This is a genomic window from Cohnella algarum, assembly GCF_016937515.1.
Taxonomy (GTDB): domain Bacteria; phylum Bacillota; class Bacilli; order Paenibacillales; family Paenibacillaceae; genus Cohnella; species Cohnella algarum.
This window is the reverse complement of record NZ_JAFHKM010000002.1, coordinates 508,740-523,483: the sequence shown is the minus strand read 5'-3', so window position 1 is coordinate 523,483 and position 14,744 is coordinate 508,740. Positions and strand designations below refer to the sequence as shown.

The 14,744-nt window shown below is 58.3% G+C and carries 13 protein-coding genes; 11 read left to right on the top strand and 2 right to left on the bottom strand.

Features of this window, described 5'->3' with window-relative positions; genetic code table 11:
• The first annotated feature begins 12 nt into the window (after positions 1-12).
• From JW799_RS02550 to groL, 6 genes are all read left to right on the top strand, one after another.
• Positions 13-264 carry a twin-arginine translocase TatA/TatE family subunit gene (locus tag JW799_RS02550; RefSeq protein WP_205428582.1) on the top strand — a complete coding sequence of 84 codons (252 nt, stop codon included), beginning with the start codon at positions 13-15 and terminating at the stop codon, positions 262-264.
• Between the two features lie 61 nt (positions 265-325).
• Positions 326-1,096, top strand: coding sequence for a twin-arginine translocase subunit TatC (gene tatC / locus JW799_RS02545; protein ID WP_240353482.1), 771 nt, complete (start codon positions 326-328; stop codon positions 1,094-1,096).
• 103 nt (positions 1,097-1,199) lie between these two features.
• Positions 1,200-1,412, top strand: a complete 213-nt coding sequence (locus JW799_RS02540; protein ID WP_080836147.1) for a hypothetical protein — start codon at positions 1,200-1,202, stop codon at positions 1,410-1,412.
• A gap of 89 nt (positions 1,413-1,501) precedes the next feature.
• Positions 1,502-2,788 carry a methyl-accepting chemotaxis protein gene (locus JW799_RS02535; protein ID WP_205428580.1) on the top strand — a complete coding sequence of 429 codons (1,287 nt, stop codon included), beginning with the start codon at positions 1,502-1,504 and terminating at the stop codon, positions 2,786-2,788.
• Positions 2,789-3,071: 283 nt separating this feature from the next.
• Complete coding sequence (groES, locus tag JW799_RS02530; RefSeq protein WP_080836151.1) at positions 3,072-3,356, top strand: co-chaperone GroES; 285 nt, start codon at positions 3,072-3,074, stop codon at positions 3,354-3,356.
• Positions 3,357-3,434: 78 nt separating this feature from the next.
• Positions 3,435-5,060 (top strand): chaperonin GroEL, encoded by a 1,626-nt coding sequence (groL, locus tag JW799_RS02525; protein ID WP_080836153.1) that lies wholly within the window; start codon positions 3,435-3,437, stop codon positions 5,058-5,060.
• A 55-nt stretch (positions 5,061-5,115) separates the two neighbouring features.
• Here groL and JW799_RS02520 read toward each other — a convergent pair whose 3' ends face one another.
• Complete coding sequence (locus JW799_RS02520) at positions 5,116-6,846, bottom strand: methyl-accepting chemotaxis protein (RefSeq protein WP_205428578.1); 1,731 nt, start codon at positions 6,844-6,846, stop codon at positions 5,116-5,118.
• Positions 6,847-7,113: 267 nt separating this feature from the next.
• Between JW799_RS02520 and JW799_RS02515 the strand changes: the two genes are divergently transcribed.
• From JW799_RS02515 to JW799_RS02505, 3 genes are read left to right on the top strand one after another with little or no spacing between them, the layout of a single operon-like run.
• On the top strand, positions 7,114-8,103 hold the full coding sequence (locus JW799_RS02515) for a Gfo/Idh/MocA family protein (RefSeq protein ID WP_205428576.1): 990 nt from the start codon (positions 7,114-7,116) through the stop codon (positions 8,101-8,103).
• A 53-nt stretch (positions 8,104-8,156) separates the two neighbouring features.
• Positions 8,157-9,131 carry an AraC family transcriptional regulator gene (locus JW799_RS02510; protein WP_080836158.1) on the top strand — a complete coding sequence of 325 codons (975 nt, stop codon included), beginning with the start codon at positions 8,157-8,159 and terminating at the stop codon, positions 9,129-9,131.
• Between the two features lie 44 nt (positions 9,132-9,175).
• Positions 9,176-10,258 (top strand): Gfo/Idh/MocA family protein, encoded by a 1,083-nt coding sequence (locus tag JW799_RS02505; protein WP_205428575.1) that lies wholly within the window; start codon positions 9,176-9,178, stop codon positions 10,256-10,258.
• A gap of 233 nt (positions 10,259-10,491) precedes the next feature.
• Here JW799_RS02505 and JW799_RS02500 read toward each other — a convergent pair whose 3' ends face one another.
• Entirely contained in the window at positions 10,492-11,121 is a 630-nt protein-coding gene (locus tag JW799_RS02500) for a TetR/AcrR family transcriptional regulator (protein ID WP_080836161.1), read from the bottom strand.
• A 572-nt stretch (positions 11,122-11,693) separates the two neighbouring features.
• Here JW799_RS02500 and JW799_RS29500 point away from each other — a divergent pair.
• Together JW799_RS29500 and JW799_RS02490 are read left to right on the top strand one after the other, a co-directional pair.
• Positions 11,694-12,869, top strand: a complete 1,176-nt coding sequence (locus JW799_RS29500) for an NHL domain-containing protein (RefSeq protein ID WP_205428574.1) — start codon at positions 11,694-11,696, stop codon at positions 12,867-12,869.
• A gap of 65 nt (positions 12,870-12,934) precedes the next feature.
• Positions 12,935-14,500 (top strand): S-layer homology domain-containing protein, encoded by a 1,566-nt coding sequence (locus JW799_RS02490; protein ID WP_205428573.1) that lies wholly within the window; start codon positions 12,935-12,937, stop codon positions 14,498-14,500.
• The last annotated feature ends 244 nt before the right edge of the window (positions 14,501-14,744 follow it).

Below are 14,744 nucleotides of genomic sequence, written 5' to 3'. Positions count from 1 at the left end.
GGAGGCGTATCGATGTCAGGCATCGGCGCTACAGGAATTATTTTGCTCGTGGTGGTCGCGCTTCTGCTGTTCGGCCCCAACAAGCTTCCGGAGCTGGGCCGGGCTTTCGGCCGCACGCTGAAAGAATTCAAAAGAGGCGCCAACGATTTGATGGACGACGGTCAAGACCGCCAAGGCCAGGGGCGCAGGATCGAGGTAAGCCCGTCCGAAGCGGAACAGGCGAAGGCGGAACAGCCGAAGGCCGAAAGGCGTTTGCCGGAGTAACATGGCCAATCGGAACGACCGCGCCGGAGGACCGGGGGAGGCGGCTCCTCCCGAAGGCTGGATGCCCCTGCTGGAGCACATCGGAGAGCTCCGGAAACGCATCATCTACATTCTGATCGTTCTCGTGCTCGGTTTGGCCGGCGGCCTGTTTTGCGCAAAGCCGCTGTTCGAGTATCTCGTCGCCGCGGCGCCGGCGGACAACATCGAGCTGAACACCTTTTCGCCTTGGGATGCGATCGGTCTGTATATGAAATTCGCCTTCGTCGTCTCCTTTGTCGTCGTGATCCCCTTTACCATGCTTCAGCTTTGGCTGTTCGTCCGTCCCGGCCTCCATGAAAAGGAGCAAAAAGCGACGCTCCGGTACGTGCCGGCAGCTCTTGTTATGCTAGTAGCCGGCATTGCGTTCGGTTATTACGTCGTGTTTCCGATGGCTTATTCGTTCACGGAAAATATGACCGAGACGCTCGGACTTAAGCAAACGTACGGAGCCGCGCAGTATTTCTCTTTTTTGTTCAATATTGTGCTGCCTCTCGCCGTTTTGTTCGAGCTTCCGCTCGTGATCCTGTTTCTGACCCAGTTGGGCATTCTGAATCCGGGCTTTCTCAAGAAGTTTCGCCGCTTCGCGTGGTTTCTCATGGTGCTGATCGGAACGGTGATTACGCCTCCGGACGTCATTTCCGACCTTCTCGTCGCCGTGCCGCTCATCGTGCTTTACGAACTGAGCATTATGCTGTCCGCCGCGGCTTACCGGAAGCGGCTGGCCAAGCAGCGGGAATGGGAGCGGGAGTGGGAGAACGAGGCGCCGAGCGGCGCGGCCGGAAGCGGATCGTGATTGCGAAGGACGGCCGCACGGGGAAATTTTATTTCGGTTGGGAGCCGCTCTCGGCGTCGCTGAGAGAGCGGCTCCTTTTTTGTAGGTTCTAAACGATGCTGCAATGACATTCCTCGAACAACCGTTCACGGTTACGGCGCTTTCCGGCGACAATTGCGCGGCTCCGGAGCCGCAGACGCTGAAGGCGAGCGAGCTGGGCGAACCGAACGAAGGCGAGCTGGTCGGAGCGGCGGAACAGCCGAATCGAAAAAAGCAAGGGCGAAAAGCGACAAAAATTTGCGCTGCCCCGATGTTTTTATCCGGGCGCATATGGTAAACTTGAACTATAAGGAATGGAAGCGATTACATAAGCGAAAAGACCCGAACCCATCCTTATTTCGACAAGTTGCCTATGAGGAAGGAGCCATGTCTATGGGGAATGCGGGGAACACATTGGGGAAAAAGCTCGGACTGTTCGGCGGCGGGGGAGCGGCATTGTTGCAAGCGTTCGCGCTTGTCCTGATGCTGATCGGCATGGATTGGGCCGAGCATAAGCTTCTGATCGTCGGGGTGATTGCGATCGAAATCGTCTTTTTCATCGCCTTGGGCTACGGGATCGCCTATTTGAACCGAACCGTCATCGAGCCGATCGGGCGCGTGACCTCGACCTTGAAGGATATCGCCGGATCCGGCGGCGATTTGACCCGGCGAATCGATTTTCGTTCGCAGGATGAAGTGGGGGATTTGGCTCGGGCGGCTAACGATATGCTGGACGGCTTGCAAAACATGATGCGCGAGCTGCGGGACAGTACGGCGGAGCTTGCGGCCGCGGCGATCCTGCTGCAGCAGGGGGCGGACGAAAACGCGAAGGTGAGCACGGAGGTTACCCGGGCCGTCGAACGCGTCGCCGCCGGTTCCGAAACGCAGGTGAACCAATCGCAGCATATTTCCTCGGTCATGCAGGAAACGATGAACGGCTTGAGCCAGGTGGCCGGGACGACGACCGGCGTATCGGAGTCGGCCTTGTCGACCCGAACGCGCGCCGAAGGCGGCTCCGAGCTGCTGCGCAAAGCGGCGACCGACGTCGTGCAGGTCGAATCGGCTTTTCGCTCCTTGCAGGAAACGGTGAGAGGCTTGAATCACAAATCCTCGCAAGTGCTGGAAGTCATCGGTTATATTTCGGAAGTGTCGAATCAAACCCATCTGCTCGCCCTGAACGCGGCCATCGAAGCGGCGAGGGCGGGCGAGCACGGGCGCGGCTTCGCGGTCGTCGCCCAGGAAATCCGCAAGCTGGCGGACCAGACGCAGCAATCCGCCGTGCAAATCGGCAATACGCTGGAGACGATGTCGGGCGACATCGGCGCCGTCGCCGCCATGTTCGAACAAAGCGCGGAGCAAGTGTACGGCGCCGTTTCGGGCATGCGCACCGCCGAGGAAGCGTTCCGCGAAATCGTCGCGGAAGTGGGCGAATTCAGCGGAAACATTACGGAAGCGGCCGCGGCGGTCGAACAGATGACGGCGGGAGGCCAGACCGTGCTGCAATCGATTCGGGACATCGCGCAAATTACGGAGGAAACGGCCTCGTTCTCGCAGCAGATGTCGGCGATGACGGAGCAGCAGCTTTCCTCGACGGAGGAGATGGCCCGGACGGCCCACAAGCTGAGCTCCATGGCTTCCCGGCTCAAAGGGATGACCGCCAATTACCGCGCTTGAAAGGACGCTTTTTCTATTCGCGCGAGCCCGAATGGAGCGCGCGGGAATGATCTTGGCCGCAGTCGGAAATCCTGTATGGCATGCTTTCGCGCCGTTCCGGCAACCGGAACGGCTTCGTTTTTTTTGTCGCCTTCGACACAAAGGGATTCGCTATTTTTAACGCAAAAGGACTTGAAAAGCAGGGGTAAAATCAGTATCATAATAATTGGCTGTTAGCACTATAGACAATTGAGTGCTAACAACAAACAAAACTATGCTACGTTTTAAGAAGGAGGCTATTTTCATGATCAAACCTTTGGGCGATCGCGTACTTGTCGAGGCGAGTGCCAAGGAAGAAAAAACCGCAAGCGGCATCGTGCTGCCGGACACGGCCAAGGAGAAGCCGCAAGAGGGAACGATCATCGCAATCGGAAGCGGCTCTCTGACGAAAGACGGCGAGCGTATCGCGCTTGAAGTCAAGGTCGGCGACCGGGTGCTGTTCTCCAAATACGCGGGCACCGAGATTAAGTATGAAGGCAAAGAGTATTTGATTATGAAAGAAAGCGACATCCACGCCATCGTCGGCTGATTCGGACGGCGAACGCGAGATATATCGACATAAGCAAGGGAACGAAGGATACGTAAAACTCGAGGAGGGTATTAAAGAATGGCTAAAGAGATCAAATTTAGCGAAGACGCTCGCCGCTCCATGCTGCGCGGCGTAGACGCGCTGGCTAACGCCGTAAAAGTAACGCTCGGCCCGAAAGGACGCAACGTCGTACTGGAGAAAAAATTCGGCTCTCCGCTGATCACGAACGACGGCGTGACGATCGCGAAGGAAATCGAGCTGGAAGACGCGTTCGAAAACATGGGCGCCCAACTGGTTAAAGAAGTCGCCACGAAAACGAACGACGTTGCCGGCGACGGCACGACGACGGCTACCGTTCTTGCCCAAGCGATGATCCGCGAAGGCCTGAAAAACGTTACCGCCGGCGCAAACCCGATGGTCGTTCGCAAAGGCATCGACAAAGCGGTTCGCGCCGCCGTCGAAGAGCTGAAAAAGATCTCCAAGCAAGTCGGCAGCAGCACCGACATCGCACAAGTCGCTGCGATTTCCGCCGCTGACGACGAAGTCGGCCAACTGATCGCGGACGCGATGGACAAAGTCGGCAAAGACGGCGTCATCACCGTCGAAGAATCCAAAGGCTTCCAAACGGAACTGGAAGTCGTCGAAGGGATGCAATTCGACCGCGGTTACGTTTCTCCGTACATGATTACCGATACGGACAAAATGGAAGCCGTGCTCGACAATCCGTACATCCTCATCACCGACAAGAAAATTTCCAACATCCAAGAAATTTTGCCGGTGCTGGAAAAAGTCGTTCAATCCGGCAAGCAGCTGCTCATCATCGCCGAGGACGTCGAAGGCGAAGCGCAAGCGACGCTGGTCGTCAACCGTCTGCGCGGCACGTTCACTTGCGTAGCCGTTAAAGCTCCGGGCTTCGGCGACCGCCGCAAGGCCATGTTGCAAGACATCGCGGCGCTGACGGGCGGCCAAGTCATTACCGAAGAGCTGGGTCTCGAGCTGAAATCGACGACGCTGCAACAACTCGGTACGGCTCGCCAAGTGCGCGTCAACAAGGAAAACACGATCATCGTGGACGGCGCCGGCGATTCCGAGGACATCAAAGCGCGCGTTAACCAAATCAAGGCGCAAATCGAAGAAACGACTTCCGATTTCGACCGCGAAAAGCTGCAAGAGCGCCTGGCCAAGCTGGCTGGCGGCGTAGCGGTGATCAAAGTCGGCGCCGCAACCGAAACCGAACTGAAAGAACGCAAGCTGCGCATCGAAGACGCCCTGAACGCAACCCGCGCCGCGGTTGAAGAAGGCATCGTTTCCGGCGGCGGCACCGCGCTCGTGAACGTATACAACGCCGTTGCCTCCATCCAAACGGAAGGCGACGAAAAGACCGGCGTCAACATCGTTCTTCGCTCGCTCGAAGAGCCGATCCGCACGATCGCGGCAAACGCCGGCCAAGAAGGCTCCGTCATCGTCGAGCGCCTGAAGAAAGAAAAAGTAGGCGTAGGCTACAACGCGGCTTCCGGCGAATGGGTAGACATGTTCGACGCCGGCATCATCGATCCGGTTAAAGTGACCCGCACCGCGCTGCAAAACGCCGCTTCCGTCGCTTCGATGTTCCTGACGACCGAAGCCGTTATCGCCGACAAACCGGAGAAGGAAAAAGCAGCTCCGGCAATGCCGGGCGGCATGGGCGGCATGGACATGATGTAAGACTCGGCTTCAAACCGAAAGGCTCCCGCAAGGGAGCCTTTCTCGCGTTTCGGAATTACCATTTGAACGAGCCGACCGAACGATTGAGCCGGGCGACGATTTCCTGCAGGCGATCCGAAGCGGTCGCGATATTCTCGGCCAGGGCAAGCTGCTCTTCCGTCGAAGCCGCGACCGTTTGCGCTTTGCCCGATACTTCGCGGGCCGTGCTGGCGGCCTGCTCCATGCTGGCCGATATTTCCTCGGAGCTGGCGGACATTTGCTCGGTGACGGCCGAAGTTTCGTGAATTTGGGAAACGACCTGTTTCACCGACCGCAAAATCGCGGCGAACGCGAGGTCGACCTCCTCCATGAGCCGCATGCCTTGCTGCGATTGGGCGAGCGTCGATTGCATATTTTCCGAAACGTTTCCGATCTCGCTGCGCGTTTCCGCGACGAGCTGATTGATGACGTCGGCCGATTCGAGCGAGCTTTCGGCAAGCTTTCGGATCTCTTGGGCGACGACGGCGAAGCCCTTCCCGTGTTCCCCGGCCCGCACGGCCTCGATCGAGGCATTGAAGGACAAAATGTTCGTCTGGTTGGCGAACGCCGTAATGTTTTCGGTAATGGCGCCGATTTTTTCCGATTTGTCCGTCAGCGATTTTACGATCTCGGACAGCATGCCGACCGCTTCCCCTATATTGCCGAGCTGCTCTTTGAGCGACTGAACCCGGTCGCTTCCATGGTCGATCTGCCCGGAGGCAATGGACGATTGTTCCGATATCGCCGTCGTGTTGTCCGCGATTTTGCCGACTCCGATTGCCATCTCGTCCATCGCGGTGCTCGATTGCTCCACGATCGCCGTCTGCTGCTCGATCTGGAACGTGACGTCCTGAATATTTTCCGCTACATGGTTCGTCGCCGCGGCGGATTCTTTTGCCCCGATCGACAGTTCCTGCGCCGAGCCCGCCACCGCTTTGGAAGACGACGCGATCTCCTCGACCAATCCCCGGATTTTCATCGTCATCAGATCGACGGCGTGAACGATTTGTCCCAGCTCGTCCTTCGAATATTTCGATTCCGGCGTATGTTTCAAATCGCCCTCCGAAATCCGCGTCGTCTTCTCCAGCACTTTGCAGGCGGTCGAGCTGATTCTCCGGATCATGAAAGAACCGAACGCGATCAGCGCGATCCATTCGATAACGAAAACGATTCCCAGCGCCCAGTTCGTTTGCGTTCTTTCTGCCAGAATGGCTTCGATTTCGCGTTCCGCGTACTGGCTGACGATTTGACCGATCAAATCGATTTCATCTCGGCTCGCGTTGAACTGGTCCAACAGCGCTTTCGTTTGCTCGGACGTCGATTGTCCGGCTTGAATCCGGCTCTCCGCCAGCTGCACCCATTTGTCGAAATCGTTCTGGTATCCCTGGATGTATTGCGAAACGGGCGTCCCGGATTCCGCGTGCGTCAAATTGTCCGTATGTTCCGCGTTCAAAATGCCGCCGGCGCTCTGGATTCGTTCGACGGCCTGCTGAACGTTTTCCTGGAACTCGGCATAAATCGCGCTCCGTTCCTCTTCCGAAAGCGCCTCCGCTTGCAAACGGTTGTAGGCGTCGAGCGCCTGGTACATATCCCGGTCCGCGTTCAAAACGTGGGAAGTCACTTGATATGAAGTTTCATATAGAGTCGTCTTTAATTTTTCGATGTTGGACGAGTTCATGTTGATCAGAAAAATAACGGACAAAGCAAAAAACAGAATCGGCAACACGATAATCAAGAGCAATTTCGCGCGAAGCGAGAGACTGAACATGCGGGGGACCCACTCTCCTCGAATGATGTAAGCGAACGCAGGCATGAAGTTACGCTATATATCGGAAGCCGGAGCTCTTTCCAACAGGGAGGTTCCGCCTATTTTTCCAATTTCGAACGGAATTCGTTTTTTGGACGATTCCGCTGGCGCATCTCCCGAAGGTGTCGTATTTTTATAGTAAGGTTGGCGCGTAAATGCATTCATGCATGTTAAAATAGTATGGTATCTTCAATTTGTGTCGTATATTCAAAGTGAGGAGCGAAGCAGATGATTCGGGTTGGCATGTTAAGCTACTGGCATGTGCACGCGGAGGATTACACGAAACAGGTGCTCGAGCATCCCGGTACGGAAATCGCCGCGATTTGGGACGAACAGCCGGAACGGGGACGGGAGAAGGCGGCCAAGTACGGCGTTCCGTTTTACGAATCTTTGGACGACCTGCTGGCCCGGGGAGATCTCGACGCGGTCGTCGTCGACGCTCCGACGAATCTTCACCGGGACGTGATGGTGAAGGCCGCCAAAGCCGGCAAACACATCTTTACGGAAAAAGTCGTCGCTCCCACGCTTAAGGAAGCGAATGAAATATTGCGCGCGGTCCGGGAAGCGGGCGTCAAGCTGACCGTCTCGCTGCCGCGATTGTATGACAGCTACACGCAAGCGATTCGCGGCGTGCTGGCCGAAGGAACGCTGGGCAAGCTGACGCTCGCCCGGGTGCGGCTTTCGCACGGAGGGGCGATCGCGGGGTGGCTCCCGGATCATTTTTATTCGAAGGAGCAATGCGCCGGCGGCGCGCTTATCGATCTCGGCTGCCATCCGATGTATTTGACGAGGCTGTTCCTGGGGCTTCCGGAGGCGGTAACCGTCAGCTTCGGGTTCGTAACGGGCCGCGAGGTGGAAGACAACGCGGTCAGCGTGCTCCAGTATGAAAACGGAGCGATCGGCGTCGTCGAGGCTGGCTTCGTCAATCCGCATTCGCCGTTTTCCATCGAATTGCACGGCACGGAAGGTTCTCTTCTGTTCGGCTTCCCGGAGGAAAAGCTGCTTGTCCGCAGCAGCCGGAAGGGCGACGGCTGGTACGAGGTCGAGCGGAACGAAACGCTGCCTTCCGCTTACAGTCAGTGGGTCGGCCATATCGCAAACGGCACGGAAGCCGAAGAAAACGTCGCCCTTGCCCTCGATTTGACGAAGCTGATGGAGGCTTCGAATCGTTCCTGGGAGGAAAGGCGGCAGGTCCGGATCGAGGAGCTGGAAGCCTGACGGGCGATCGTCGGAATGGAACGGAATTCGAAAACGGGGGGAGGGCAAGCGGCATGCAGGCGGAAGAGCGCCCGAACGCGCACGAACGGAAAGCGACGGTTCCGTTCCCCTACGCGCGGATGGAAGAAAAACGCTACGGAATGGACCGGTTGGACTTGCAATTCCGGTGGGGGCGGTTCGGCGTCCGGGTGCTGCGCTGCCACCTGGCTTCCTTTCCCCCGGGAAATTTGATTCCGATGCACAAGCATTCCGAATTCGAGTTTCACTTTATTCCGAAAGGGAAAGGCACGGTCAAAATCGGGGACGCCGTCTATCCGCTGCGCGAAGGCATGTTCTATCTGACCGGTCCGGACGTCATGCACGAGCAGCGGTCGGACGAGGAGGAACCGATGCACGAGCTGTGCCTTCATTGCGAAATCGTCGAGCTGACCGGGGAAACGCGGGAAGGCTGGGGCGATGAGCTCGAGGCGCGGGAGGCGGAAGAATGCGTGCGTTTGCTGCGTTCGATGCCGAGCGTTCCGGTGCCGGACCGGTACGATGCGATGCCCCGTTTTTTGGAGGCGTACCGGATGTTCGAAGAGCAGTCTACCGGGTTTTACACGACGATGAAGCAGATCGTCATTCAAATCCTGCTCCGTTCGTCGCGCGTGTTCGCCTCGTCCGACGCGAACGGGGGCATCCCGGAGCGGGATATGAACGATCACCGGTTCCGGCTCGCCACGCAATATATCGACGACAACTGCGCCCGGACGATTACGCTGGAAGAGGTGGCAGATCGGCTTCACGTAAGCCCGAGACAGCTGCAGCGCATTTTCAGGAGCGAAGGGCGGACGACGTTTCGCCATTGGGTCGAGCATGCCCGCCTTTCGCGCATCAGCGCGGAGCTGCTGCAGAGCGACCGGCCGGTGGAGGAAATCGCACTGAGCTACGGCTTCGGCAATCCGAACTATTTGTATCCCGTGTTTAAGCATAAATTCGGCATGACGCCCTCGGCCTACCGCCGCAAGCATAAGCGCGCGGTTCCTTAAGCAAGGCCGGCCGAAAGGGCTCCAATCGGGGAGGAAGACGCATTATGGATAAAAGAATTAAAGTCGGCATTATCGGAACCGGCGGCATCGCCCGCGCTCACGTTTCCGCTTACCGGAAGCTGCCTTTCGTCGACATCGTCGCCGTAGCCGACGTCATTCCCGGCAAGGCGCGCGAATTCGCGGAAGCGAACGATTTGGCGGGCGCGGCTCCGTTCGACAGCCACACGGACCTGCTCGCCTACGATCTGGACGCGGTCAGCATCTGCACGCCGAACGTCTCCCATCATCGGACGAGCGTCGACTCGCTGCGCGCCGGCAAGCAGGTGCTGCTCGAAAAGCCGATGTCGGTCACCCTTGCGGAAGCGATCGAAATGGCGCAGACGTCACGCGAAACGGGCGCCATGCTGAGCATCGGCTTCCAGCCGCGCTACGACCCGAACATGAAGCGGCTGCAGGAAATCGTCCAGTCCGGCCGGCTGGGCAAAGTGTATTACGCCGAAACGGGCGGCGGCCGCCGCCGCGGCATGCCCGGAGGCACCTTCATCCGCAAGGAGCTGGCCGGGGCGGGCGCGATGGCGGACATCGGCTGCTACTCCCTCGATCTGGCGCTGAACGCGCTCGGCTATCCGCGTCCGCTGACGGTTTCGGCGTTCACGTCGAATCATTTCGGCACCAATCCGCTGTATCATCCGGAGGCGAGCCGCTTCGAGGTCGAAGATTTCGGCGTGGCGATGGTCCGCTTCGAAAACGACATCGTCCTGCAGTTCAAAATTTCCTGGGCAATGCACATGGATACGCTGGGCGCGACGATGTTCCTCGGCACGGATGCCGGCCTCAAGGTCACGCCGGCGGGAACCGGGCCTTGGTCCGGCGTGTGGGACGGCTCGATCGGCAGCATGACGCTTTACCATGACGATTTCGGCGGCCAAACGCACACGCCCGTCCCGCTGATCGGCCATTCGCTCAACCTGTTCGACGAAAAGGTCCGCGATTTCGCGGAAGCGGTGCGCGACGGGCGCCCGGCGCCGATTCCCGGCGAGCAGATTTTGATTCAGCAGGCGGTCATCGACGGCGTGCTGCGCTCGGCCGAGCATCGGCGCGAGGTGTCGGTGGAACTGCCCGAATGAAAAGGATTGACAGAACCGTCTGCCATCCGCAATAATGGCAGTATCTTTCGATAATGCCGGTCGTGAGGCACACCCGGAAGCGTCTTGGGGACGCGAGGGTGTGCTTTTTCGCGTTCGGCGAGTTTCTAATCAACAGGGGGTAAATGAATGAGCCATATTTCAGAAATCTTCGAGAGAGCCCACTTTCCGTCGCCATCGATGTGCTCCAAATTGTAAGATTCGGCAGCGAGCGTTCAGGACTCGGGCAGCTTCTTCAATCCGGCCGCATACAACGGACCGTGCACCAGAATGGTTGTCAGGATGCGCGCCATTTCCTCGGGCGACTCTTGCCTGCCGCTCTCCAGCCATTGTTGAATCACGCCGAGGTGCGCCGATCCCACGTACGTAGCAAAATACTTTGCCGGAACGAGGCTTTTTTCTTCATTGATCAGCACGTCCGGGCTTTTCCCCAGCATCGTCTCTTGCATGAACGCTTTGATCCTGATCTGGAAAGACATGTCTCCCTTTGGTCCCAACGCCGCTTTCATGAATCGGCTGTGCCCGTTCATGAAAGCGAAGATGGCTGCAACGAACGGATAAATCGCCAATCGGGACGGTGACTGCTGCAGTTCCGTTTTCAACGATGGAAAAATCTTCTTCGCTATATTGGACATCCCGACCATGATCTCTTCTTCGCATTTGGCCATCAGGTCGTATTTGTCCTGGTAATGGGCGTAGAACGTGCCGCGGTTGATTCTGGCCCGCGTCGTAATGTCTTTGACTGTAACCGCTTCAAAACCCTTCTCTTCGATCAATTCCACCAGCGCATCCCGAATCGCCTGTTTGCTGCGGACCACCCGCAGATCGGCCGTGTTCCCGATCATCCGAATCCCCCTCGATTTTCCCGGAAAATTTTACCCGACACCTTGACCAAACGTGTTCGTTAACCGACACATTCGCCATTATTGCTCGTTGAAGCCTTGCTTGTCCCGCATAATAATAATCTACTAGATACTCATTAAATTATATTGGGGGGGAGCCAAGATGGTCAAACACCCGGACCAGGACTTCGTGGAAGTCAACCGAATGCGAAGCCCCATATAATGGAGCAATATGGACAAACCCGAGGCTATGGACGGAATGATGGACAATACTACTGCCGCGGAACAACGAAAACCGTTTTGGTATATTCGCTCCATCGGCACGCCCGCACATGTTGTCCGCTCCTTGTGGCGGAAAAGGAACGGGACCTAATCCGACGGATCGCGGCAAGCAGTAAGTTCTGTGCGTGTAGACCAGATGGCACGGCGCGCTCTATTTTTGCGATTTTAGGTTGTTCTACGTCCGAAAGTAGCATGTTCACCTTCGGTCGGATCCCGTGTAATGGAATGGTTGTTGAACATACAGTTATTGTGACGCGTTACAAGAACGGAGGAGAATGGTGAGAAGAGCCCATGTGCAATTACGGAAGGGACGAGCAGCCAAGCTGCTCCTTATCGCGTTGGCGATCATGTTGCTGAACGTGGTCCCCCTGCTGCCGGCCGACTGGGGGAGCCGCGCCTATGCGGCGGAGAACTATACGATCGACACGATCGTCGGAACCGGCACAGCGGGCTTCTCCGGAGACGGAGGGCCGGCAGCTTCGGCCCAAATCAACATCGTTTACCATATTGCCGTAGACGCCGACGGAAATCTGTACATTCCGGATCAGTATAATCATGTGATTCGGAAAGTGGATACGTCCGGCATCATTACGACGGTAGCCGGAAGGCCCGGAGTCGCCGCGAACATTTCCATCCCTTCGGGGGATGGCGGCCCGGCGACTTCGGCCACATTGCGACTACCTTCGTCCGTGGCCTTCGACAGCGAAGGGAATATGTACATAACGGAACTCGGCTACGAGCGCGTACGCAAGGTGGATACGTCCGGCATCATCACCACGGTGGCCGGCTCGAGCACGGGCCAACTGGGCTATTCCGGCGACGGCGGCCCGGCGACTTCGGCGCAGTTAAATACTCCGTATTCCATTGACTTTGACGGCAGCGGGAATCTGTACATCGCGGACCGAAATAACAATCGGGTGCGGAAAATAGATACATCCGGGAATATCAGTACGGTGGCCGGCACGGGAGTTTCCGGCTATTCCGGCGACGGCGGGCCTGCGACTTCGGCCGTTATGTGGCAACCGATCGGACTCACCGTAGACGACAACGGAACGCTGTACGTCGCGGAGAACAGCAATCACATCGTTCGGAAAATCAGTTCGACCGGCATCATCACGACCATTGCCGGGACCGGCGACTTCGGGGATTCCGGCGACGGCGGCCCGGCGACATCGGCGGAACTGAGAGGCCCTATCGGGATCGATCTGGACCCTAACGGGAATCTGTATGTATCGGACAACGGCAACTACAAGATCAAAAAGCTTGAAACGGTTTCCCACACGGTCACGTTCGATAAGAACGGCGGGGATACGGAGGCGACCCCCTCGACCTTGATCGTGACGGACGGCGAGCCGGCGGCTGCCCTCCCCGCCCCGCCGACCCGTCCCGGCTATGCGTTCGCGGGATGGAACACGCTGCCGGACGGCAGCGGAACCGTCTTCGACGCGACGACCGTCGCGGCGATGTGACCGTCTATGCCCAGTGGAGTCTGAGTCCTCCTGCCCATCTCAGGGCGTCCCCCGGCAACGGTCAAGTGTCACTGGCCTGGGACACGGTCACGTCAGCCGTCTATTACAGCTTGTATATCGGCACCGCATCAGGTGCATACGATCCAATGCCGCTCGCCACGGTGACAGAGGTTGCCTACACGGCAACAGGTCTTGTCAACGATACGACCTATTATTTCGCCGTGAAGGCGCACAACGCCGCGGACGTCAGCGAATACTCGAACGAGGCGAGCGCGACGCCGCGCGCCCCGAATTCGTCGACGCCGTCAACGCCGGACTCCGATTCTGACTCCGGACGGTCTACGATTCAAGTCGTTGACGGCAACGGCGGGTCCCTCGTATCGAATGCCTATATCGTCCGTTCGTCTGCCAACGCCGGACGCCGGCAAGCGGCGGTCGAACTGACGGAAGAGCAGGCGGCCCGAGCGATCGACAAGCTCAGGGCGCTCGGTTCCGATTTCGCGAAGATGCTCATCCCGGACGAAGATAACGGGGACGTCGAGCTGGTCGTGACGTTCCCGAAGGCTTCGGTCGATTTGCTGTCCGAAAGCAAGATCCGGATGGAGATTTCCGCGACGCGGGCGCGTGTCGTCATCCCGGACGCAACGCTCGAAGGGGGAACGGACGGGCTTCGTTTTCGCATCGAACCGGCCAGGGAAAAAGACCTCGAATCGATCGAATCGCTGGCAACGACGGATCCGCTCGTACTCGAAGCCGCGAGAGGCGGCACGGTCGAAACCGTCGGCCGTCCGATGACGATCGGATCGAACGCGACCGGCGGCGGATACGAGGCGATTCTGCCGCTGACCGGTGCGCCGCTCAACGACGAACAGCTGAAGAGAGTCGCGGTCTTCGCGTTGTATGACGACGGCACGAAGGAGCTGGCGAGAGGAAGCATCGTCCCCTATGACGGCGAAGATCGGCTGGGGATCCGCTTTCCCGGCTCCGCCGGCAAGACGGGCACGTTTACCGTCGTCCATTGGATGAATCCGGAGCATCAAGCGTTTCTTTTCGGTTATGCCGACGGGACGTTCGCTCCGGACCGAAACGTAACCCGCGCGGAAGTCGCCGCGATGCTGGTCAGGGTGTTCGACCGGGATGAGGACGCGGCACCTGGAGATTTCCCGGACGTCGGGGATGCGCATTGGGCGAAGGAGTACATTGACCGCGCCTCCGGCATGAGCCTCATGATCGGTTATCCCGACGGCAGCTTCAAGCCGGACGCGATGATCACGCGGGCGGAGATGGCGAGCGCGATCTCCCCGTTGCTGCCCGGTGCAACGGGCGCAAGCGCGGGATTTGCCGATATCGACGGAAGCTGGGCGAAAGCCGTCATCGAGCAAGCGAATGCGGCAGGTATCGTATACGGGTATGAGGACGGCACGTTCCGCCCGAATTCGACGCTGACCCGCGCCGAGGCGGTCACGATGATCGACAGACTGCTGGGCCGCGGACCGCTGATCGGATTGCCGCAGCAATGGCCGGACGTCACGCAAGCCCACTGGGCGTACGGCTATATCCAGGAAGCATCCATGGACCATTCCTACGAGAAGCAACAGGACGGCACGGAGAAGTTCATTCCGGTACCGTAAGCCGGTTCCATCGGACGGCGGGGCTGACGCCCCGTCTCCGGCGGAACGGACTTGCTCTGTGATTAGGCTGAGAGGATCGCTTTACAGCGATTTGCATGCCAGCGGGAAAGACGACTTCGAATTTTCTAACCATACGTCGGAAACCAAAACAGCCGAAAGGGCCACCTCGGAACGGCCGTCGCGGTAAACATATTGTACGTGTCGAACGGGATGACGCGGCGGCCCGTGGTCGCAGCATGGACCG